At 71.6% G+C, this 20,503-nt stretch carries 19 protein-coding genes; 7 read left to right on the top strand and 12 right to left on the bottom strand.

Annotated elements, in window-relative coordinates; all coding sequences use genetic code 11:
• Nucleotides 1-149: 149 nt before the first annotated feature.
• The 3 genes from J8G10_RS15185 to mgrA all read right to left on the bottom strand — a co-directional run bounded on the left by J8G10_RS15185 (nucleotide 150) and on the right by mgrA (nucleotide 3,331).
• Nucleotides 150-1,163, bottom strand: a complete 1,014-nt coding sequence (locus J8G10_RS15185; protein ID WP_251446761.1) for a LacI family DNA-binding transcriptional regulator — start codon at nucleotides 1,161-1,163, stop codon at nucleotides 150-152.
• 109 nt (nucleotides 1,164-1,272) lie between these two features.
• Nucleotides 1,273-2,259, bottom strand: a complete 987-nt coding sequence (locus tag J8G10_RS15180) for a 4-(cytidine 5'-diphospho)-2-C-methyl-D-erythritol kinase (RefSeq protein WP_251446758.1) — start codon at nucleotides 2,257-2,259, stop codon at nucleotides 1,273-1,275.
• 4 nt (nucleotides 2,260-2,263) lie between these two features.
• A complete protein-coding gene (mgrA, locus tag J8G10_RS15175; RefSeq protein ID WP_308220712.1) occupies nucleotides 2,264-3,331 on the bottom strand; it encodes an L-glyceraldehyde 3-phosphate reductase in 1,068 nt (355 codons plus the stop codon).
• A gap of 228 nt (nucleotides 3,332-3,559) precedes the next feature.
• Between mgrA and J8G10_RS15170 the strand changes: the two genes are divergently transcribed.
• Nucleotides 3,560-4,225 (top strand): DUF998 domain-containing protein, encoded by a 666-nt coding sequence (locus tag J8G10_RS15170; protein ID WP_251446756.1) that lies wholly within the window; start codon nucleotides 3,560-3,562, stop codon nucleotides 4,223-4,225.
• Nucleotides 4,226-4,383: 158 nt separating this feature from the next.
• On the opposite strand, the gene rsmA is transcribed toward J8G10_RS15170, so the two are convergent.
• Nucleotides 4,384-5,232 (bottom strand): 16S rRNA (adenine(1518)-N(6)/adenine(1519)-N(6))-dimethyltransferase RsmA, encoded by an 849-nt coding sequence (rsmA, locus tag J8G10_RS15165; RefSeq protein ID WP_251446753.1) that lies wholly within the window; start codon nucleotides 5,230-5,232, stop codon nucleotides 4,384-4,386.
• Nucleotides 5,233-5,268: 36 nt separating this feature from the next.
• Here rsmA and J8G10_RS15160 point away from each other — a divergent pair, with 36 nt between their 5' ends.
• Entirely contained in the window at nucleotides 5,269-6,579 is a 1,311-nt protein-coding gene (locus J8G10_RS15160) for an MFS transporter (protein WP_251446750.1), read from the top strand.
• On the opposite strand, the gene J8G10_RS15155 is transcribed toward J8G10_RS15160, so the two are convergent.
• The 3 genes from J8G10_RS15155 to J8G10_RS15145 form a co-directional block, all read right to left on the bottom strand.
• A complete protein-coding gene (locus J8G10_RS15155; RefSeq protein WP_251446747.1) occupies nucleotides 6,561-7,445 on the bottom strand; it encodes a TatD family hydrolase in 885 nt (294 codons plus the stop codon). The two genes, J8G10_RS15160 and J8G10_RS15155, sit on opposite strands and share 19 nt — an antisense overlap.
• A gap of 4 nt (nucleotides 7,446-7,449) precedes the next feature.
• A complete protein-coding gene (gene metG / locus J8G10_RS15150; protein WP_251446744.1) occupies nucleotides 7,450-9,027 on the bottom strand; it encodes a methionine--tRNA ligase in 1,578 nt (525 codons plus the stop codon).
• A 260-nt stretch (nucleotides 9,028-9,287) separates the two neighbouring features.
• Nucleotides 9,288-9,902 carry a class I SAM-dependent methyltransferase gene (locus J8G10_RS15145; protein WP_251446741.1) on the bottom strand — a complete coding sequence of 205 codons (615 nt, stop codon included), beginning with the start codon at nucleotides 9,900-9,902 and terminating at the stop codon, nucleotides 9,288-9,290.
• Nucleotides 9,903-10,019: 117 nt separating this feature from the next.
• On the opposite strand from J8G10_RS15145, the gene J8G10_RS15140 reads away from it, so the two are divergent.
• Complete coding sequence (locus tag J8G10_RS15140) at nucleotides 10,020-10,586, top strand: sigma-70 family RNA polymerase sigma factor (RefSeq protein ID WP_251446738.1); 567 nt, start codon at nucleotides 10,020-10,022, stop codon at nucleotides 10,584-10,586.
• The gene (locus J8G10_RS15135; RefSeq protein ID WP_251446735.1) at nucleotides 10,552-11,556 is read left to right on the top strand and encodes a CU044_5270 family protein; all 1,005 of its coding nucleotides are present in this window, start codon (nucleotides 10,552-10,554) and stop codon (nucleotides 11,554-11,556) included. Before J8G10_RS15140 ends, J8G10_RS15135 begins: the two co-directional genes overlap by 35 nt.
• Before the next feature lie 271 nt (nucleotides 11,557-11,827).
• On the opposite strand, the gene rsmI is transcribed toward J8G10_RS15135, so the two are convergent.
• The gene (rsmI, locus tag J8G10_RS15130; RefSeq protein ID WP_251446732.1) at nucleotides 11,828-12,649 is read right to left on the bottom strand and encodes a 16S rRNA (cytidine(1402)-2'-O)-methyltransferase; all 822 of its coding nucleotides are present in this window, start codon (nucleotides 12,647-12,649) and stop codon (nucleotides 11,828-11,830) included.
• Between the two features lie 23 nt (nucleotides 12,650-12,672).
• On the opposite strand from rsmI, the gene J8G10_RS15125 reads away from it, so the two are divergent.
• From J8G10_RS15125 to J8G10_RS15115, 3 genes are read left to right on the top strand one after another with little or no spacing between them, the layout of a single operon-like run.
• Nucleotides 12,673-14,244, top strand: coding sequence for a phospholipid carrier-dependent glycosyltransferase (locus J8G10_RS15125; protein ID WP_251446728.1), 1,572 nt, complete (start codon nucleotides 12,673-12,675; stop codon nucleotides 14,242-14,244).
• Between the two features lies 1 nt (nucleotide 14,245).
• The gene (locus J8G10_RS15120; protein ID WP_251446724.1) at nucleotides 14,246-15,208 is read left to right on the top strand and encodes a magnesium transporter CorA family protein; all 963 of its coding nucleotides are present in this window, start codon (nucleotides 14,246-14,248) and stop codon (nucleotides 15,206-15,208) included.
• A 4-nt stretch (nucleotides 15,209-15,212) separates the two neighbouring features.
• Complete coding sequence (locus tag J8G10_RS15115; RefSeq protein WP_251446721.1) at nucleotides 15,213-15,431, top strand: hypothetical protein; 219 nt, start codon at nucleotides 15,213-15,215, stop codon at nucleotides 15,429-15,431.
• Between the two features lie 32 nt (nucleotides 15,432-15,463).
• Here J8G10_RS15115 and J8G10_RS15110 read toward each other — a convergent pair whose 3' ends face one another.
• The 4 genes from J8G10_RS15110 to J8G10_RS15095 form a co-directional block, all read right to left on the bottom strand.
• Entirely contained in the window at nucleotides 15,464-15,937 is a 474-nt protein-coding gene (locus tag J8G10_RS15110) for an Lrp/AsnC family transcriptional regulator (RefSeq protein WP_251446718.1), read from the bottom strand.
• Nucleotides 15,938-15,939: 2 nt separating this feature from the next.
• On the bottom strand, nucleotides 15,940-17,355 hold the full coding sequence (locus J8G10_RS15105) for an amino acid permease (protein ID WP_251446715.1): 1,416 nt from the start codon (nucleotides 17,353-17,355) through the stop codon (nucleotides 15,940-15,942).
• Nucleotides 17,352-18,512, bottom strand: coding sequence for a histidinol-phosphate transaminase (locus tag J8G10_RS15100; protein ID WP_251446712.1), 1,161 nt, complete (start codon nucleotides 18,510-18,512; stop codon nucleotides 17,352-17,354). Before J8G10_RS15100 ends, J8G10_RS15105 begins: the two co-directional genes overlap by 4 nt.
• 211 nt (nucleotides 18,513-18,723) lie before the next feature.
• Entirely contained in the window at nucleotides 18,724-20,493 is a 1,770-nt protein-coding gene (locus J8G10_RS15095) for a thioredoxin domain-containing protein (RefSeq protein WP_251446709.1), read from the bottom strand.
• Nucleotides 20,494-20,503 lie beyond the last annotated feature (10 nt).

The raw sequence follows: 20,503 nt of genomic DNA, 5'->3' as shown, positions 1-20,503 counted from the left end.
CGCCACGGTGGGCAACGCCGTCGTCTCGCTCACGGATCTCCTTCGATACCAGGTCCGATGATGTTCCGGTCAATGTTACCGTTCACATCGGGTTACATGGTGCCTTGCGCGCTTCGGCAGTGTCAAGTGCCGACGCCGATTTCGTGTCCTTACCGTGACGCGGCGGACTCGCGTCCGCACAGCACCGGCACGACCGGCCCGAACTCCGGCGCCGCGTCCCCGCGCAGCTGCGCCAGCAGGATCCGCACCGCCCGCCGGCCGAGCTCGGCGAAGTCCTGGTGCACGGTCGTCAGCGGCGGCGCGACGTGCGCCGCCACCGGGATGTCGTCGAAGCCCACGACGCTCACATCGATCGGCACCCGCAGCCCCGCGTCGCGGAAGCCGTGCATCAGGCCGATCGCCATCAGGTCGTTGGCGGCGAACACGGCGGTGAAGTCACGGCGCCGCGCGAGCTCCTGACCGGCGAAGTAGCCGAAGTCGGCGGTCCAGTCGCCGCGGATGGGCGGGATGGTGGGCAGATCGGCGTCGCGCATCGCATCCAGGTACCCGCGCATGCGCGACTCGGCCTCGATCCAGTCCTGCGGACCCGCCAGGTGCAGGATGTCGCTGTGCCCGAGCCGGATGAGGTACTCGGTGATCATGCGCGCGCCGGCGAGCTGATCCGCGGAATGGCTGAAGCCGTCCGAGCCGGAGGCGGTCTGCAGGCTGACGAACGGCACCGTCACCGCCATCCCCCGCAGCACGTTGAACACCCGCACCTGCGGCGCGAGCACCACGATGCCGTCGACGGACTCGCCGACGAGCTGCCGCACCGCGGCGCCGATCGCCTCCGGGGTGGTGTCGGGCAGGTTGAGCGTGCTGACCGAGTAGCCCTCGGCCCGCGCCGCGTCCTCGATCGCCGCGATCGAGGACGTCGGGCCGAACTCGCCGGTGGTCGCCGAGAGCACGCCCAGGATGTTCGACCGGCTCGTGGCGAGCGCGCGCGCCGCCACGTTCGGCCGGTAGTCCAGCACGCGGATCGCGTCGAGCACCCGCTCCTTCGTCTCCGGCCGGATGCTGGGGTGGTCGTTGAGCACCCGCGAGACGGTCTGGTGCGAGACCCCGGCCAGGCGTGCCACGTCGCGGATGCTGGGCATCCGGGCACGCTCGGAGGAGGTCGACATGCAGAGCCTCCTCGATGTGCACGGTCACATGGATGAGTCCATTATGGAGGCCAAGCCGCCGACGCGCACGCACGGACCCGATCCGCCCGGCGCGAGACGGAGGATCGGCTCAGGACTCGATCGAGACGACGTGCGCGCCGCGCACCGGCCCGTGCGCCCGCAGCGCCGTGCGCCCCCAGCCGCGGAGCATCTCGGCGGTGGCGTCCGCCCCCTCGGCCGTCTCGCAGAGGAACGCGAGGGTCGGACCGGACCCCGACACGATCCCGCCGACGACCGGCCCGCCGCCTCCGCCGATCACCCTGTCGATGGTCTCCTCCAATTGCGGGCGCAGCCGGAAGGATCCCGCCTCCAGCTGGTTGCGCAGGCTCTGCCCGAGCTCGAACGCCTCCCCCGAGAGGAGCGACTCGAAGAAGGACGGAGGCACCTGCACGGGGTCCAGCCGGCGCCGCTCGGCGTGGCGCTCCGCATCGCTCTGCCGGTCCTCCGCCATCACCAGGTCGAAAGCCCGGTACACCGCGGGAGTGGACAGCCCCTCGTCGTCGAGGAGCAGCACCCACTGGTACCGGCCACGGGAGAGCGCGGGGGTCAGCACATCGCCGCGCCCCGAGCCGACGGCGGTGCCGCCCAGGAGCGAGAAGGGCACATCGGCGCCGAGCCTGGCCCCGAGCTCCTGCAGGCGACCGTGGTCGAGCCCCGTGCGCCACAGCTCGTTGCAGGCGACGAGGGCGGCCGCGGCATCCGCGGATCCGCCGCCCATCCCCCCGGCGACCGGCACGCTCTTGCGCACGTCCAGGTGCGCTCCCCCCGCGTACCCCGTGGCCGCGGCGAGGAGCTTCGCCGCGCGCATCGCGAGGTTGCGGTCGTCGAGCGGGACCGTGGACGGATCCGCGACGCCCGACACGCTGATCGTGAAGTCGTCGGCGGGCGTCGCGATGACGTCCTCGTAGAGGGACACCGCCTGGAAGACCGTGGACAGCTCGTGATAGCCGTCGTCGTCGAGGTCTCCCACGCCGAGGAAGAGGTTGACCTTCCCCGGAGCCCGCACGTGCACCCGGCGCACGGGCTGGTCGTCCGGCGCCTCCTCCGCGATGCTCATCGCCTCAGAGCTCCGAGGAGACCGACCACAGGTTCACATCGAGACCCGCGCCGGCCACCCGATCGATGCGCGCGAGCTCCTCGGCCGTGAGCTCGGGCGCGTCGAGCGCCCCGAGGTTCTCGTCGAGCTGCGCGGGCCGCGAGGCGCCGATGAGCGCCGAGGCCACGACGCCGTCGCGCAGCACCCACTGCAGGGCCAGCTGGGCGAGACTCTGACCGCGCTCCCGGGCGAGGTCGTTCAGCGCACGCAGGACCCCGAGGCCCTCGTCGCTGAGCGGGCGGTCCGGCAGGGAGCCGCGCTTCTGGGCGCGCTCGGCGGTGCCGTCGTCGAGGTACTTGCCGGTGAGCAGCCCCTGCGCGAGCGGTGTGAACGCGATCGCCCCCATCCCCTCCTCGCGGAGCGTCTCGGTGAGACCGTCCTCCACCCAGCGGTTCAGGATCGAGTACGAGGGCTGATGGATCACGAGGGGCGTGCCGAGCTCGCGGGCGATGTCCGCCGCGGCCTCCGTGCGCTCCGCGCTGTAGGACGAGATGCCGACGTACAGCGCCTTGCCCTGCCGGACGAGAGTGTCCAGCGCGCCGATGGTCTCCTCGATGGGCGTCTCCGGATCCACCCGGTGCGAATAGAAGATGTCGACGTAGTCCAGCCCCATCCGGGTCAGCGACTGCTCGGCGCTGGCCAGGATGTACTTGCGGCTGCCGAGGTCTCCGTACGGCCCCGGCCACATGTCCCAGCCCGCTTTCGACGAGATGATCAGTTCGTCACGGTAGGGCCGCAGGTCCTCGGCGAAGATCCGCCCGAAGTTCTTCTCCGCGGAGCCGTACGGCGGGCCGTAGTTGTTCGCCAGGTCGAAGTGCGTGATCCCCCGGTCGAACGCGTGCCGCAGGAGGGCGCGCTGATCGTCCATCGGGATGTTGTCGCCGAAGTTCCACCACAGCCCGAGCGAGATCGCCGGCAGGAAGAGGCCGGACGACCCGACCTGCCGGAAATGGGCCCCCTCATAGCGGTCCGCGGCGGCGGTGTGGGGGCGATGGATGTCGAGGACGTCTGGGCGGAAGCGCGGCTCGGTCACCGTCCCAGGTTAGCGGCGCTGCGCCTCGTCGCACCCGATTCCCCGGCTCTCTTTCCGCAGTTCGGGCGGGCCGGGGCCCCGGGCGGCGCTCGCCGATATCTCGCAGACTCGCTAGGATGATCGGCCAACCGCGGACCGAGCCCGATCCGCGTCCGATCACGCTCGCCCCCAGTGCGGATCTCCACCCGAAAAGTGCATTCGCCCGAGCGTGCGGCGACAGGATCCGTCATGCACTGGCCTCGGCGTACCCCCCTCGTGCTCCTGGCCGCGGGAGTGCTCTGCGTATGCATTCCCGCAGCCGCGCTGACCACCGCCGACCCCCGGTGGTGGCTCTCCTGCTTCAGCAGGCTCGGAGCGATGCAGGACGACTCCAGCGCGTACTTCAACCTCGGGATGGTGCTCGCGGGTGCGGTGATCGCCCTCGCCGCCGTGCCGGTCCGTCGCGGCCTCAAGAGCGGATCCCTCGCGGGAATCGGCGCGAATGCGGCTGTTTCGACGGTCGTGCCGCTGCTCATCGTCGGGCTCGGCCTCAGCCTCGCGCTCGTCGGCGTCCTGCCGCTCTCCTACAACGTGTTCGCGCATGAGCGCGCCGCCAACGGCGCCCTCGCCTCCTCCGCGGGGCTGCTCCTCATGCATCGCCTGCACCTGCGCGGGGCGTCCCGCACGCTCGACCGCCTCGCCGTCGGAGCGACGATCGTGCTCGCCGTCGGCATGACGGCCCTGGTCGCCGGGGTCATCACGCTCACGGTGTTCGAGGCGCTCGCCTTCGGCTCCGTGATCGCCTGGCTGCACACCCTCGAGACGCGGGTACGGCGCCCGCGCCCCGCCGCGCCGCGCCCATTCACGGCAAACTCTCAGCATTTGTCCTTGTCCCCCATTTGGGGGACAAGGTGATCCGGTGTTATTGTCGAGACCTCAGCTGAGGAAGTCGACCGGGATCTGGGGACTCGGTCGACGTGAAGGTACCTCCAAGTGAAGTGAATGTGCCCTCTCGGGAACCCGAAACCCGAGAGGGCACAACTTCGGGGGAAACGGATCCGGGCTCGATCCGCTCAGTCCTTCGGCGCGACCCGCGCGATGCGGTGATAGTCGTCCACGGTGAGATCCTCACCCCGCGCCGTCGGCGCGACGCCGGCCGATTCGAGCACGGCGGAGGCCTCGGCGGAACTGCCGAAGATCCCGGACAGCGCCTGACGCAGCATCTTGCGCCGCTGGTTGAACGCGGCGTCCACGATCGCGAACGTGCGCAGACGCTCCTGGTCGGATCCGCGCGGCTGCGGATCCCGATGGAACCCGACGAGCAGGCTGTCGACGTTCGGCACCGGCCAGAACACCTGTCGCGACACCGTGCCGCTGAGCTTCCACGGCCCGTACCAGGCGGCCTTGACGCTCGGGGCTCCGTAGATCTTGGAGCCGGGCTTCGCCGCCAGCCGCTCCGCGACCTCGGCCTGCACCATGACGACGCCGCGCTGGAGGTAGGGGAAGGTCTCGAGGAAGTGCAGCAGCACCGGCACCGAGACGTTGTAGGGCAGGTTCGCGACGAGCACGGCCGGCTCGCCCGGCAGCTCCGTCACCCGCATCGCGTCGGCGTCCACGACGGTCAGCGCCCCCTCCGGCACGCCGCGGTCGCGCGCGGTCTGCGGCAGGCGCGCGGCGAGGCGGTGGTCGATCTCCACCGCGGTGACGCTCGCGCCCGTCTCGAGGATCGCCAGGGTCAGCGATCCGAGACCCGGGCCGATCTCCACGACCCGCTCCGACGGCTGCACGGCGGCGGCCTGGACGATCTTGCGCACGGTGTTCGCATCGACGACGAAGTTCTGGCCGAGCTTCTTGGTGGGCGTCACATCGAGTTCGGCGGCGAGCCGGCGGATATCGGCGGCGCCGAGCAGGGAGACGGTCATCTGACCATTGTCCCCTACCGTCGATAGTCTTCTCGGATGTCCTGGATCGGTGAAGTCGTCGCGCCGCGCCGCCTGGGCACCGACTTCCGCTGGCTGCTCGCCTCGAGCTGGACCAGCAACGTCGGCGACGGCGTGGCGCTGGCCGCCGCCCCCCTGCTGATCGCGTCGATGACCTCCTCGCCGATCCTCGTGGCGGCCGGGGCGATCCTGCAGTTCCTGCCCTGGCTGGTGTTCGGCCTGCACGCGGGCGCGATCGCCGACCGCTTCGACCGCCGCCGGCTGGTCATGGTGGCGAACGGTGCGCGCGCGCTCGTGCTGCTCGCGCTGTGCGCGTTCCTCGTGACCGGCATGGCGAACATCTGGATCGTGCTGGCCTCCGCGTTCCTCTACGGCACCGCGGAGGTGTTCGTCGACACCGCGGGATCCACACTGCTGCCGATGCTCCTGAAGCCGGTGGACCTCGGGCTCGGCAACGCCCGCCTGCAGGCGGGGTTCCTCGTCGCGAACCAGTTCGCCGGTCCTCCGCTCGGCGCGTTCCTGTTCGCCGCGGGCCACGCCTGGCCGTTCCTGCTCGAGGCCGTGTGCGTGAGCCTGGCGGTCGTGCTGATCTCCCGGATCGCGCGGACTTCGGTGCCTCCGCGCGACGCGGGCGGCTCGACGACGGCCGCTGCGGATCCGCGCCCCGCGAAGGTGCACACCGACACTTCGACGAGCTCAGTGCATCGCATCGCCGAGGGCCTGCGCTGGCTGTGGCGGAACCCTCCGGTGCGGATGCTCGTGGTGATCATCCTGCTGTTCAACGTGACCTGGGCGGCACCCTGGGGCGTGCTCGTGCTCTACGCGACCGAGCATCTGCGCATGGGGGCGATCGGCTACGGCATGCTCACGACCGCGTCGGCCGCCGGCGGACTGCTCGCGACGATGAGCTTCGGCTGGCTGGAGCGGCACGTGTCGTTCGCCACCATGATGCGCGTCTGCCTCTCGCTCGAGGTCGTCATGCACCTCGCGTTCGCCCTGACCACCCAGGGCTGGATCGCCCTGATCATCATGTTCGTGTTCGGCTTCTACGCGTTCGTCTGGGGCACGATCTCGACCACGGTGCGGCAGCGGCTCGTGCCGCATGAGCTGCAGGGCCGGGTGTCGTCGGTGAACTCCGTCGGGGTGTTCGGCGGGATGGTCATCGGCCAGGCGCTCGGCGGGGTGCTCGCGCAGGCGTGGGGGCTCACCGCGCCGTGGTGGTTCGCCTTCGCCGGAGCGGCGCTCACCCTGCTGTTCGTCTGGCGGCCGATCTCGCAGATCGTCTCCGCGCGTCCCGTGCTCGACGAGGTTCAGGCGAACGAGCCGTAGACCTCGAGCGTGTTCGCGGCGATCTGCGCGGCGAGCTCGTCGACGTCGACGCCGAGTTCGGCAGCCAGGAAGCGCAGCGTGATCGGGATCAGGTAGGGCGCGTTCGGGCGCCCCCGCAGCGGCACCGGCGTCAGGAACGGCGCATCGGTCTCGACGAGGATCCGCTCACGCGGCGTGACGGCGAGCGCGTCGCGCAGGTTCTGCGCGTTCTTGAACGTCACGTTCCCGGCGAAGGAGAGGTAGTACCCGGCATCGGCGCAGACCCGCGCCATCGCCTCGTCGCCCGAGAAGCAGTGGAACACCGTGCGCTCCGGGGCGCCGACGCGGCCCAGGGTCTCCAGCACGTCGTCGTGGGCGTCGCGGTCGTGGATCTGCATCGCGATCCCGTGCTTCTTCGCGAGCGCGATGTGCGCCTCGAACGAGGCGTGCTGGGCGGCGCGCCCCGGCTCCTCGGTGCGGAAGTAGTCCAGCCCGGTCTCGCCGATCGCCCGGGTGCGCGGGCGGGCGGCGAGACCGTCGATCACCGCGAGCGCCTCGTCCAGACGTCCGGCGTCGGCGTAGGCGGGAGCGTCATTCGGGTGGATCGCGACGGCGGCGAGCACGCGCGGATCCGACTCGGCGGCATCGACGGCCCAGCGCGACGACTCGATGTCGCCGGAGGCCTGCACGACGCCGGCGATCCCGACGGCCTCAGCCCGGTCCAGCTGCTCGGTGAGCGACAGGCCCACGTCCCCGTCGGCGATCTCGAGGTGGCAGTGGTTGTCGTACACCGGCACCGCGAGCGGCTCGGGCGCCTCGGGGTAGCGCAGGTCCTTGCGCCCCTCGGTCGCCCGCTCGCGCACATAGGTGTCCGGGGTCTCGCTCATGCGGTCAGGCCGTGGCCTCGATGCGCGGGAAGAGCGGTGCGAGCGCCTGCACGCGGATCCCCGCCGGCAGCTGCCCCCAGCGCCCGGCGTCGCGCAGCGGCTGCGCGGTGAGCGCGCCGAGGCCGCCCTCCGCGCCCAGGGCGTCCCAGAGCTTCGCGGTCGACTGCGGCATCACCGGCGACAGCAGGACCGCGAGCGCACGCAGCCCCTCGGCACAGGTGTACAGCACGGTCCCGAGGCGGTCGCGCTGCTCCTCGTCCTTGGCGAGCGCCCACGGCTCGTTCTCGGTGATGTAGCCGTTGAGCGCGTCGACGATCGTCCACACATCGGCGATCGCCTCGTCGATGCGGAACCGCTCGACGGCGGCGTCCGCGTCGACCGCGGCCTTCGCCACGAGCTCCTGCACCGCGAGATCCTGCGGGGTGTACTCCCCCGCCGCCGGCACGACGCCGTCGAAGTAGCGCTCGATCATCGCGATCGTGCGCGAGGCGAGGTTGCCGAACCCGTTCGCGAGCTCGGCCTGGTAGCGGGCGGAGAGGTCCTCCCAGGAGAAGGATCCGTCCTGCCCGAACGCGATCGCGGAGAGGAAGTAGAACCGGTAGGCGTCGGATCCGAAGACGTCGGTGATCTCGGTCGGCGCGATGCCGGTGAGCTTCGACTTCGACATCTTCTCGCCGCCCACGAGCAGCCAGCCGTGCGCGAACACGCCCTTGGGCACCTCGAGGCCCGCCGCCATGAGCATGGCCGGCCAGATCACCGCGTGGAAGCGCAGGATGTCCTTGCCCACCACGTGGTACGCCGGCCAGCGGCGCGCGAAGGTCTCCTCGTCGGAGCCGTAGCCGACGGCGGTCGCGTAGTTGAGGAGCGCGTCGACCCACACGTAGATGACGTGCGAGGTGTCCCACGGCAGCGGGATACCCCAGTCGAACGTGGAACGCGAGATGGAGAGGTCCTTGAGTCCCTGCGAGACGAACGAGACGACCTCGTTGCGCGCCGAGTCGGGGCGCACGAAGTCGGGCTCGGTCTTGTAGAGCTCGAGCAGGCGGTCCTGGAATTCGCTGAGCTTGAAGAAGTAGTTCTTCTCCTGCAGCAGCTCGAGCGGCTTGGAGTGGATCGCGCAGACCTTGAGGCCCTCGAAGGGACCGGTGCCGTCGACGATCTCGGACTCGGGCTTGAACTCCTCGCAGCCCACGCAGTACAGCGCCTCGTACTCGCCTGCGTAGATGTAGCCCGCGTCGTAGAGCTTCTGGAAGAACACCTGCACGTTGGTCTCGTGCCGCTCCTGGGTGGTGCGGATGAAGTCGTCGTTGGCGACGTCGAGGGTCTTCAGCAGCGGGAACCAGCTCTCGCTGACGAGCTTGTCCACCCACTCCTGCGGGGTCACGCCGTTCGCGGCCGCCGCACGCAGCATCTTCTGGCCGTGCTCGTCGGTGCCGGTGAGCATCCAGGTGTCGTCACCCGACTGGCGGTGCCAGCGCGCGAGGGTGTCCACGGCGACGCTGGTGTAGCCATGCCCGATGTGGGGCACGTCGGAGGGGTAGTAGATCGGCGTGGTGATGTAGAAGGACTCGCCTGCGGGCATGCGTTCGATTCTAGGCGGGATGCGGGGCGCGGTTCCGACGATGACGACGGCGGACGCTTCGCTCGGAGAAGGACGCGATCTTCGGACGGGATCCGCAGATCCGGTCCGAGCCCGGCGGGCGCCTCGCGCGGAGATGTGCGCTTCGATCGGACGGAATCACCCGTTTCGTCCGAAGCAATCGCACATCTCCGAGCGGCGCGCACGCCGCTGCGCGCGGCGGAACCCCCTGCCAGGGGCCCGGACCCTGTCTCGACCCGTCTTCAACGGCGTTCGGCGATCACGGCCCCGTGCGGTCGGACGCTGCCCGCGGCGCCCGGCTCTCGCTCCCGTCGTTCGGCGTGCACGACGTCGAGCCCCGCGTCGCCGAGCCGCGCGGCAAGGGCCGGCGCCGACCAGTAGCGGGCGGGTGCGACGGCGTGGGCGAACTCCTCGCCCGGTGCGCCGTCGAAGAAGCCGATGAGGATCCGGCCTCCGGGGGCGGTCACCCGCGCCAGTTCGGCGAGCATCCCCGGCAGCTCCTCGGGCTCCGCGTGGATCAGCGAGTACCAGGCGAGGATCCCTCCGAAGGCGCCGTCGGGGTACGGAAGGTCGCGGATCGACGCCGCCTCGAAACGCAGGCCCGGATGCGCGGCACGCGCCGCGGCGAGGAACTCGACGGAGACGTCCGCCCCGATCACGTCCCGTCCGCTCTCCGCGAGGAACGCGGTCCACAGGCCCGGCCCGCAGCCGGCGTCGAGGAGCTGTCCGGGGGTCTCGTCCCGCCAGCGCGCGATGAGCGCCACATCGGCGTCCTCCAGCTGCTCGATGCTCCCGATCAGCGCGATGTACTCGGCCGCCCGCGCGTCGTAGGCCGCCGCCACCTGCTCATCCCGCATCCTCCCAGCCTTCCCTTCGACCCGGATCCACGGCCCGCGCCGCGCCGTCGAGGACGCCGAGGAGGCCCCACCCGGAAGAATCGTGAACACGAACGACTCCTCCGAGGAATACAGGATGTGAACAACGACAACACGGTGATCGCGAGGTCGGTGACGGATCCGTCGGCCTTCGGCGAGATCTTCCACCGCTACGCAGGAGCAGTGCATCGCTACGCGGCCCGACGGGCCGGTGACGCCGTCGCCGACGACGTCACGAGCGAGACCTTCCTGATCGCGTTCCAGCGCCGCGCCCGGTTCGATCCCGCACGGGAGGATGCCCGACCCTGGCTGTTCGGCATTGCGACGAACCTCATCCACCGCCATCGCATCGCCACCGCGCGGGTGCTGAAGGCGATGGAGCGCAGCGCGCCATCGCCGGTGACGACGCACCACCCCGACGAGGCGCTGGACGCGCAGCTCGCGGTCGGACGTCTCGCCGGGCGGATCCGCCGGCTCTCCGCCGGGGACCGCGACTGCCTGCTGCTGTTCGCCTGGGCCGAGCTCTCGTACGACGAGATCGCCGAGGCCCTGCACATCCCCGTCGGCACGGTGAAGTCGAGACTCAACCGTGCCCGGCGCCTGCTCCGCTCCACACCTGAGGAGGGTGAAAATGGACGACCTGACCTTGCTCCGCAGACTGCGTGACGACGTCGCCGAGCCCGACGCGGCCCGGCTCGCTCCTGCGTACCGGAAGCTCGAGACCGCGATGCGCGCGGCCGAGAAGACCTCCGCATCCCGCGCGCCGCGCCGCCGGCACCCGGTGCGCTGGGCCGCCGTCGGCCTCACCGCCGCGGCCGCCGTCGCCGCGGCCGTCGTCGTGGGCGGCGTGCTCGCCCCGCCGCATCCGCAATCGGCGAGCGCCGCGGCGATCGTGCTGCGCCAGGCCGCCGCCGAGGCGATCACCTACAGCGATCCCGAGGCGGGACCGGGGCAGTACCTGAAGTTCCACACCCGCGCCGACTGGGCCAGCTACCAGGGCACGTCCGACCAGACGGTCACGAGGCTGCCGTCGAACATCCAGAACGTCGACGTCTACATCCCCTCCGATCCGGGCGCCGAATGGGCGCTGTACCGGGACTGGGAGCACGGCCAGACCGGAGACGGCGCGTTCGTCGCGGAGACGATCCACGCCCCGGAGGGCCGGTTCTACGGCAGCCCCTGGGCCTCGCAGGACCTGAGCGCGATCCCGATCGGATCCGGCGCCGAGACCCTCGCCTACTTCGACGCGCAGTACCAGGGCGGCTCGGCGAGCCGGGACGAGGACGACTTCGTGCGGATCACGGATCTGCTGCGCACCTACCCGGTGCCGGCTCCCGTGCGCGCGCGTCTCTTCGAGGCGCTCGCGCTGATCCCGGGCACCACGTCGACCGACGGCGTGGCGAACCTCGACGGGCGGGTCGGCGTGGCGATCGGGCGTGACGAGCCGCAGCGCTCGGGCGAGCGCCAGGAGATCATCATCGACCCCGGCACGGGCCAGGTCATCGGAGAACGCCGGTTCTTCCCCGCGGGCGCGGTGGCGGCGGGCGAGGAGCAGACGGTCCTGACCGCGATGTCCGTCACGGTCGTCGACACCGCACCACCGGCGACCACGCCCGCGCGCGACGAGAACGGGTGACGGCGATGCGACCCGCACTCACCCCCTCCGCGCTGACGCTGCCGCCGACGATCAGCGTGCCTGTGCCGCCGATCTTCCGACCGCCCGCCGATCCCGCCGTCCCCGACCCGCGGCAGTGACGCGACGACAGGATCCGGTGCTCCTCGAAGGCACCGGATCCTGTCGAGTGCACGGGAACTCCGCGCGGAAGACCCGTGCGCTCGACGGCACGGCGTGCCCTCGACAGCGCAGCGAGCGCGCGGCCGGCGCCGGAGGCACGGCGTCGGAGGGGTCAGGCGCTGCGGGCGGCGAGCGCCGCCTGGTACAGATCGCGGGATCCGAGTCCCGTGGCGGCGGCGACCTCGGCGCAGGCGTCCTTCAGCCGCACCCCCGAGGCCACCAGCGCCTGCACCTGGGACAGCGCGTCCTCCGGCGAGACGACGCGGGGCGCCGCGCCCTCCACGACGACGACGATCTCGCCCTTCACGCCCTCGGCCGCCCAGGCGGCCAGCTCGGCCGCACCGCCGCGACGCACCTCTTCGAACAGCTTCGTGAGCTCGCGGCACACGGCGGCGCGGCGGTCCGCGCCGAACGCCGTCGCCATGTCGTCCAGGGTCGCGGCCAGGCGCGACGGCGACTCGAAGAACACCATCGTGCGGGGCTCGGTCGCGAGCGCCGCGAGTGCGGAGCGGCGCTCCCCCGGCTTGCGCGGCAGGAACCCCTCGAACGTGAACCGGTCGGTGGGCAGCCCCGACACGGCGAGGGCCGTCACGACCGCGCTCGGCCCCGGGATCGCGGTGACGGTGACGCCCCGCGCGGCGGCCGCGGCGACCAGCCCGTACCCGGGGTCGCTCACGGTCGGCATGCCCGCATCGCTGAGCACCACGATGTCCTCGGAGGCGGCGAGCTCGGCGAGCTCCGCGGCCTTGGCCTTCTCGTTGTGGTCGTGCAGCGCGATGAGCCTCGGCCGGTTCGCGATGCCGAGGGCCTGCAGCAGCCGCTGCGTGGTGCGGGTGTCCTCCGCGGCGATGATCGTGGCGCCCTCCAGCACCTCGACCAGGCGGCGGGACGCGTCGCCGAGATTTCCGATCGGAGTGGCCGCGAGGATGATCACCCGCCCCAGCATAGGCTGAGCGGGTGACCGCGCCCCTGCTGCCGCCCCTCGAGGAACGGCACGACGACCGTCCCACCGGCTGGGAGCGTCTGCGCGACGCGTGGCTCGGGGATCCGGCGAGGCTGCGGCTGGTGAGCTGGCTCGCCCCGGCCCTCGTCACGCTGCTCGCCGCGGTGCTGCGGATCACGGGGATCGGGCATCCGCACGCGATCGTCTTCGACGAGACGTACTACGTCAAGGACGCCTGGTCGCTGTGGGTGCAGGGCTACGAGGGCACCTGGGGCGACAAGGCGAACGAGCTGTTCGCGTCCGGCGACACGAGCGCCCTGCAGACCGCGGGCTCCTTCGTGGTGCACCCGCCGCTCGGCAAATGGCTGATCGCGCTGGGCATCGCCGCCTTCGGCCCCGGATCCAGCTTCGGCTGGCGCATCTCCACGGCGATCATCGGCACGCTGACGGTGCTCGTCGTGTACCTGCTCGCCAAGGCGCTGACCCGCTCCGTCGTCGCGGCCACCCTGGCCGGACTCCTGCTGGCCGTCGACGGGCTCGGCATCGTGCTGAGCCGGATCGGCCTGCTGGACGGGATCCTGACGTTCTTCATCGTGCTCGGGATCCTCTTCCTCGTGTACGACCGGCAGCGGGTGATGCCCCGCCTGGAGGACCGGACCTCGCACGAGCGCGGCGACGCGCCGACGCTGTGGGGCCGGGTGTTCTGGGGCCGCCCCTGGGTCGTCCTGGCAGGACTCGCGCTCGGCGCCGCGACCAGCGTGAAGTGGTCGGGCGCCTACGTCCTCGCCGCCGCGGGGATCTATCTCGTCGTCACCGACGCGCTGGCGCGACGCCGCGCGGGCGTCGCCCTGTGGCCGACCGATGCCGTGCTGCGCCAGGGGCCGGTGAGCTTCCTGCTGCTCGTGCCGGTGGCCGCCGCCACCTACCTCGCGTCCTGGAGCGGATGGTTCCTGACCTCGGGCGGCTACGACCGCAACGCGGCGGACGGCGCGCTCGCCTCCTGGCTCAAGTACCACTCGGACATCCTGGCGTTCCATGTGGGGCTCACCTCCTCGCACCCGTACGCCAGCCCGGCGTGGCAGTGGCCGCTGCTCATCCGCCCCACCGCGTTCTGGGTCGGCGGCCAGGACGCCCCCTGCTTCGGCACCGATCACTGCATCGGCACGATCACGTCGATCCCGAACCCGCTCATCTGGTACCTCGGCGTCGCCGCCGCGGTCTACCTGCTGGTGCGCTTCGTGCGCGGCCTCGTGCTGCGCTCCCCGATGCCCTGGAGCTACGCGATCCCGCTGGTCGGGCTCGCCGCCACGTACCTGCCGTGGCTGGCGTTCCCCGAGCGCACGATCTTCCAGTTCTACACGGTGGTGATGGCGCCGTTCCTGATCCTCGCCCTGGTGCTCGCGCTGCGCGACATCGCCGGACGACGCAGCGCTCCTCGCCATCGCCGGCAGGCCGGTCAGCGCACCGTTCTGGTGATCGTGGTGCTGATCCTGCTCGTCAGCGCCTTCTGGTATCCGCTGTGGATCGGGCTGCCGGTGCCGTGGTGGTTCTGGCAGGCCCACAACTGGATGATCACCTGGATCTGACATGCGCATCCTGGACACGTTCGACGAGGAGCTCATCGCGCAGCTGCGCGCGCAGGACGAGTTCTTCTGGCTGGATCTGATCGCGCCCTCCGCCGAGGAGATCCAGCGGATCGGGACGGCGCTGGGCTGGCATCCGCTGTCCATCGAGGACACCCAGAGGATGGGGCAGCGGCCCAAGCTGGACGTGTACGGCGACGGGGCGCTGCTCGTGCTGCAGGCCGCGATCGCCGCGCACCCGGAGGACGAGAACGACCATCCGCTGGAAGAGGTGCACTGCCACCTCACCGGCGACTACGTCATCACGGTGCACGGCGGCCGGTTCACCGACCTGAGCCAGGTGCGGACCCTGCTGCAGAACTCGACCAGTCCGAAGACCGAGCGGTACTACGTCTACAAGATCATCGACGTGATCGTGGACAGCTACTTCCCCGTGCTCAGCGACCTGGACGAGGAGATCAACGCCCTCGAGGACGCGATCGTCGCGGGCGGCGGCCGCAAGGAGCTGCAGCAGACCTTCGGCCTCAAGCGCCTGCTGCTCACCCTGCGCCGCGCCGTGGTGCCGATGCGCGACCTGTTCGCCCGGCAGGTCGAGGTGATCACGGATCTCGCGGGTCTGGAGGCCGACAGCCACGACTACTTCCGCGACATCTACGACCACCTCATCCGCATCACCGATGAGCTCGACGGCTACCACGACATGGTCGCCGGCTGCACCGACCTCTACCTCTCGATGGTCGCGAACCGTCAGGGCGAGACCTCCAAGCAGCTCGCGATCATCGCGTCGATCTTCCTGCCGCTGAGCTTCCTCACCGGCTTCTTCGGGATGAACTTCGACTGGTCGATCGCCCACGTGCTGTCCGGTCCGTGGTCCTTCTTCCTGCTCGGCATCGGATCCATGGTGATCTCGGGGGCGATCATGTGGTGGTGGTTCCGCCGCAAGGGCTGGACCGGGAACGACGAGTAGGACGATGCCGGCACCTTCGGGCTTCACCTACGCCGTGCGCGGCGAGGACGTCGTCATCACGCACCGCGGCGCGGTCGCGACCACGCTGCGCGGCCGTCGCGCCGCCGAGTTCCTCGACCAGGTGCAGACGCAGGATCCCCAGCTGCTCATGGCCCGGGTCACGGGGAACTACCGGCGCGGCAACGAGCGGGCCGCCCGGCGTCATCCGCGCAACAGCGGCTGACGCCGGATCCCGCCCCTGCGGCCCGCGCGGTGTCAGCCGCGGGCGGCGTGCTCCACGAGCGGCAGCACGCGTCCGCTGAGGTGCGTGCGCATCGCGATCGAGCTGGCGGTGCGGGCCACCCCGGGCACCAGCGCGATGCGGTCCAGCACCTCCTGCAGCTGCTCCGCGCTGTGCGCCACCAGGCGCAGCTGCATGTCGCTCGCCCCGGTGACGGTGTACATGTCCACGACCTCGGGGATCGCCGACGCCAGAGCCTCCGCGACGTCGTCGTGCCCGACCTTCTGGTCGATCTCGACCTGACAGAACGCCGTCAGGGCGTATCCGAACCCGCGCGGGTCGATGCGCGGAACGATGCCCTCGATCACGCCGTTCTCGTGCAGCCGGGCGAGCCGGCTGGTGACGGTGCCGCGCGCCACGCCGAGCCGCCGCGCGCACTCCAGCACGGGCAGCTGCGGCGAGTCGGTGAGCAGCCGGATGAGGGCCGCGTCGAGAGCATCGATGCGCATCGTCAGCTCCGGAACACCTCGTCGGCGGAGTCCTTGAGCACTCCGGGACGGGACAGGCCGCGCGTGAGGCGCGCCACCACGAGCAGCACCACGGTGAGGCCGATCGTGAGCAGCAGCTGCGTGCGCGCGCCGGCGTCGAACATGGTGAGCACGATCACGGCGCCCAGCAGCACGATGGTGACGATCGACAGCCACGGGAAACCCCACATGCGCATGGGCAGCGGGGTGCCCTCGGCGTCGGCGCGGCGGCGCAGGATCAGCTGCGTGACCGCCGTCGCCGTCCACATCACCAGCAGGGTGGATCCCACCACGTTCAGCAGGGTGGGAAGCACCTGCTCGGGCCAGATCCAGTTCAGGATCACCGTGACGAAGCTGAACGCGACCGAGGCCAGCACGGCGACGCGGGGCACCCCGGCGAGACTCGTCCGGGTGAGCGCGAGCGGGGCGAGACCGCGCTCGCCCAGCGAGAACGCCATCCGGGAGGCGCCGTAGATGTTGGCGTTCATGGCCGACAGCAGCGCCACGATCACGATGAGGTCCATCACGAGACCGACGCCCGGGATCCTCAGGGTGTCCAGCACGGCGGAGAAGGGACCGGCGAGCACCTCCTTCGAGTTCCACGGCAGCACCGCGACGATCACGAAGATGGATCCGACGTAGAACACCAGGATCCGCACCATCACCTGGCGCACGATGCGGCTGATGTTGCGCGCGGGGTCGTCCGACTCGGCTGCCGCGATCGCGACCACCTCGGTGCCGCCGAATGCGAAGACCACGATGAGCAGGGCGCCCGCGATCCCGGCGATGCCGGTGGGCGCGAAGCCGCCCTGGTCGACGAGGTTCCCCACGCCGGTCGCGGGGGTGCCGGGGATCAGTCCGACGATCGCGAGCACGCCGACGACGAGGAACGCGATGATCGCGGCGACCTTGATCGCCGCGAACCAGAACTCGAACCGGCCGTAGTTGCGCACCCCGAGCAGGTTCACGATCGTGAGCGCGAGGACGAAGAGCAGCACCCACGCCCACTCGGGCAGGCCGGGGAAGCGGTGCGCGACGATGCCGGCGGCCCCGGTCGCCTCCGCGGCGATCACGACGACGAGCTGGATCCAGTACAGCCAGCCGACCGCGCTGCCGACGCTGCGGCCCATCGCCTTCTGCGCGTAGGAGCTGAACGCACCCGAGGACGGGTTGGCGGCGACCATCTCGGCGAGCATCGCCATCACGAGCACGACGATCGTGCCCGCGACGAGGTAGGAGACGATCACGGCGGGGCCGGCGATGCCGATCGCCTGGCCGGAGCCGACGAAGAGGCCGGCGCCGATCGCGCCGCCGAGGCCCATCATCGAGATCTGCCGACGGGTGAGCCCGGGATGCAGTCCCTTGGTCGTGGTCGTGGTCAGCGGGACTTCGGTGGTCATGCGGTCGCCTCCTCGCGAACGGCAGCGGTGGGGTGGGCGGGGTTGCGCGTCGAGGCGGCGAGGGCCGCCGCGACGCGGTCGACGTCCTGGGCGGATCCGGCCGAGATGCGCACTCCCTCGCCCGGGAACGTGCGGGCGACGACGCCGCCGTCGTGCAGGAGGCCGTCGAGCTCGGCGGAGCGCTCCCCCGCCGGAATCCACACGAAGTTCGCCTCGGAGCGCACCGCGGGCCAGCCCGCGTCGATGAGCACGTCGTGCAGGCGGTCGCGCTCGGCGGTGACCTCGGCGATGCGCACCGCGAGCTCGTCCTGCGCGTCGAGCGAGGCGACGGCGGCGGCCTGGGCCAGGTCGGTGACGCCGAAGGGCACGGCGACCTTGCGCTGCGCGGCGGCGACCGCGGAGGGCGCGATCGCGTAGCCGATCCGCAGGCCTGCAAGCCCGTAGGCCTTGGAGAACGTGTGCAGCACGGCGACGTGCGGGTGGCGGCGGAACAGCTCGAGGCCCGCACCGCGCTCCGGATCCGTCGCCCCGGGGGCATCGGCGAAGTACGCCGAGCCGTCGAAGTGCACATAGGCCTCGTCGATCACGACGAGCACGTCGCGCGGCACCGCCGCCACGAAGCGCTCGAGCTCCTCGGGGCCCACGACCGTGCCGGTGGGGTTGTTCGGGTTGCAGACGAAGACGAGGCGGGTGCGCTCGGTGATCGCCGCGAGCATCGCGTCGAGGTCGTGCCGGTGCTCCGCGTCCAGCGGGACCATCACCGGGGTCGCGCCCGCGATGCGGACGAGCGACGGATACGCCTCGAAGGAGCGCCAGGCGAACACGACCTCATCGCCCTCGCCCGCCACGGCGTGGATGAGCTGGGAGGCCAGCTCGACGGATCCGGCGCCGACCGTGACGAGCGCGGGGTCGACGCGGTAGCGCTCGGCGAGGCGGCCGATGATCTCGGGCGCCGCCATCTGCGGATAGCGGTGGAGGGATCCGAGCCGGTCGGCGACCGCCGAGACCACGGAGGGCAGCGGCGGGTGCGGGGACTCGTTCGAGGAGAGCTTCGAGGCGCCGGCCGGGGCGGAGCGTCCCTGCCTGTAGGCCGGAACGGCGTCGAGCCGCGGATTGGTGGGCGGGATCTCGGCGGGCGGGGTGACAGGGAGGGGCATCGTCGTGGCGTCCTTGCTGCGGTTCGTTCGGGCCGGAGGGCGGCGCGTCGGGCGGCAGGGCCGGTGCGGCGACGTCGCCGGGGTCCGGCCACTGTATCCACGGCGACGATCGCTGGACAAACGGGACAGCTGAGCCTGCGCATGTCGCACAGCCTGTCGCCCTTCTACCGCTCAACCCTGGTCAGAATGTACAGCAATCGATCCGCGGCGCTCAGCGTGCCGCAGGAACGAGCGCCGGATCCGACACCGGCAGACGGCAGACGAAGCCGCGGCAGTCATAGGCGACGCCGTCGACGCCGTCGCGCCCCTCGAACAGCGTGAAGCCGACCTCGGCGAAGGCCCGCGCCTGCTGCGGGCTCAGCACCGCCGCGAGGTCGGCGTCCGCCGCGCGCACCGCCGCCGCGAGCGGTCCTCGCGGATCCGAGGTCACCGCGACGATCTGCCGCGGCGGGCGGGCCAGGCCCGCCGCCGCGCGCAGCAGCGCACCGGATCCGAACGGGTGGCGCAGCGCCTGCGCCGCGCCGGCGCGGACGAGGGCGGCCGCGCGCTCGCGATGCTGCTCCCCCGCGCCGAGCCGCCAGGCGGTGAGGTGCGCGGCCGCGCGGGCGGAGGCGCCCGAGGGGAGATCGCCGTCTCCGCCGTCGACGGACCCGGGGATCCCCTGCCCGGCGAGCACGGGGTCGGCGACCGCGTCAGCCGCCAGCACCTCCAGCCCCCGTGCCGCCCACCGAGGGTCGCCCGTGGCGAGTGCGAGGGCCAGCAGGCCGTCGGCGAGCAGCCCGAGGTCGGCGTCGGTGGCGACGGCGGCCGAGGGAACGCCGTCGAGCGAGGTGCGCACGAGTCGCCCGCCGGCGTCGCGGTTCACCGTCAGCACGAGCTCCGCGGCGCGCACGGCGGCGTCGATCCACGAGGACTCGCCGAGATCGGCTCCGGCCCGGGCGAGCGCACCGATCACGAGCCCGTTCCAGCCCGTGATGATCTTGCCGTCCACCGCGGGCGGCTCCAGCTGTGCCCGCGCGTGGAGCGGGACACGGTAGTAGCCGCCCTCGCTGCGCTGCCCCTCGATCCACGACTCCGAGTCCTGCGCGGCGCCGAAACCGCCTCCGGGGCGCTGCAGGACGGCGAGGAGGAAGTCCGCGATGCCCCGCGCGACATCGGCCCGTCCGGCATCGATCGCCACATCGAGCAGCTGGGCGTTGTCGATGAGCATCCGCTCGTAGTGCGGCACCGACCAATCCTGCTGCGTGGCGTAGCGGAAGAACCCGCCGTCCTCGTCGCGGAGCTCCGAGGCCGCCATCGCGTCCAGGGCGCGCGCGACGACCTCGTTACGGCCCTCGGCCTGCAGGAAGCGCAGGGTCGTGGCGACGGGGAACTTCGGCGCCGTGCCGAAGCCGCCGTACCGGCGATCCTCCCGGGCGACGATCTCGTCCGCGGCGGCGGCGAGCGCGCGTTCGTCCGGCAGCGGCGCGGCCTCGGATGCCGCCGAGGCCGCGAGGACCTCGGCGACCGCCCCGGCCTGCGCCTCCACCTCCGCGCGACGATCGGTCCACGCCTCGCGCACGGCCGCGAGCACCGTGCGGAATCCGGGCATCCGGCCGCGATCGACCGGCGGGAAGTACGTCCCCGCGTGGAAGGTCCGCCCGGACGGCGTGGCGAAGACCGTGAGCGGCCAGCCCAGATCGCGGGTGAACGCCGAGGCAGCCGCCAGGTATGCGGCATCGACCTCGGGGTGCTCCTCGCGATCGACCTTGATCGACACGAAGCTGCTGTTGAGCTGCGCAGCGGTGTCCGGATCCTGGAACGACTCGCGCGCCATGACGTGGCACCAGTGGCACGTGGAGTAGCCGATCGAGATGAGCACCGGGACGTCCCGGCGCCGCGCCTCGGCGAACGCCTCCTCGCCCCAGGGGTACCAGTCCACCGGGTTGTCGGCGTGCGCGCGCAGATAGGGGCTGCCGGTGCCGGCGAGGCGGTTGCTCATGGCCTCACGC

Origin of the sequence: Microbacterium sp. USTB-Y (genome assembly GCF_023703415.1) — a bacterium.
Taxonomy (GTDB): domain Bacteria; phylum Actinomycetota; class Actinomycetes; order Actinomycetales; family Microbacteriaceae; genus Microbacterium.
Note: the sequence above shows the minus strand (reverse complement) of the source record. Positions and strands in the feature narration are given on the sequence as shown.

Bases quoted from the DNA above. Each gene is read 5' to 3' on its own strand.
- J8G10_RS15100 (WP_251446712.1), bottom strand. From the start codon at position 18,512: ATGCCCCTCCCTGTCACCCCGCCCGCCGAGATCCCGCCCACCAATCCG.
- J8G10_RS15095 (WP_251446709.1), bottom strand. From the start codon at position 20,493: ATGAGCAACCGCCTCGCCGGCACCGGCAGCCCCTATCTGCGCGCGCAC.
- J8G10_RS15105 (WP_251446715.1), bottom strand. From the start codon at position 17,355: ATGACCACCGAAGTCCCGCTGACCACGACCACGACCAAGGGACTGCAT.
- J8G10_RS15135 (WP_251446735.1), top strand. From the start codon at position 10,552: ATGGACGACCTGACCTTGCTCCGCAGACTGCGTGACGACGTCGCCGAG.
- J8G10_RS15145 (WP_251446741.1), bottom strand. From the start codon at position 9,902: ATGCGGGATGAGCAGGTGGCGGCGGCCTACGACGCGCGGGCGGCCGAG.
- rsmA (WP_251446753.1), bottom strand. From the start codon at position 5,232: ATGACCGTCTCCCTGCTCGGCGCCGCCGATATCCGCCGGCTCGCCGCC.
- J8G10_RS15185 (WP_251446761.1), bottom strand. From the start codon at position 1,163: ATGTCGACCTCCTCCGAGCGTGCCCGGATGCCCAGCATCCGCGACGTG.
- J8G10_RS15155 (WP_251446747.1), bottom strand. From the start codon at position 7,445: ATGAGCGAGACCCCGGACACCTATGTGCGCGAGCGGGCGACCGAGGGG.
- metG (WP_251446744.1), bottom strand. From the start codon at position 9,027: ATGCCCGCAGGCGAGTCCTTCTACATCACCACGCCGATCTACTACCCC.
- J8G10_RS15170 (WP_251446756.1), top strand. From the start codon at position 3,560: ATGCACTGGCCTCGGCGTACCCCCCTCGTGCTCCTGGCCGCGGGAGTG.
- J8G10_RS15115 (WP_251446721.1), top strand. From the start codon at position 15,213: ATGCCGGCACCTTCGGGCTTCACCTACGCCGTGCGCGGCGAGGACGTC.
- J8G10_RS15110 (WP_251446718.1), bottom strand. From the start codon at position 15,937: ATGCGCATCGATGCTCTCGACGCGGCCCTCATCCGGCTGCTCACCGAC.
- J8G10_RS15160 (WP_251446750.1), top strand. From the start codon at position 5,269: ATGTCCTGGATCGGTGAAGTCGTCGCGCCGCGCCGCCTGGGCACCGAC.
- J8G10_RS15180 (WP_251446758.1), bottom strand. From the start codon at position 2,259: ATGAGCATCGCGGAGGAGGCGCCGGACGACCAGCCCGTGCGCCGGGTG.
- J8G10_RS15120 (WP_251446724.1), top strand. From the start codon at position 14,246: ATGCGCATCCTGGACACGTTCGACGAGGAGCTCATCGCGCAGCTGCGC.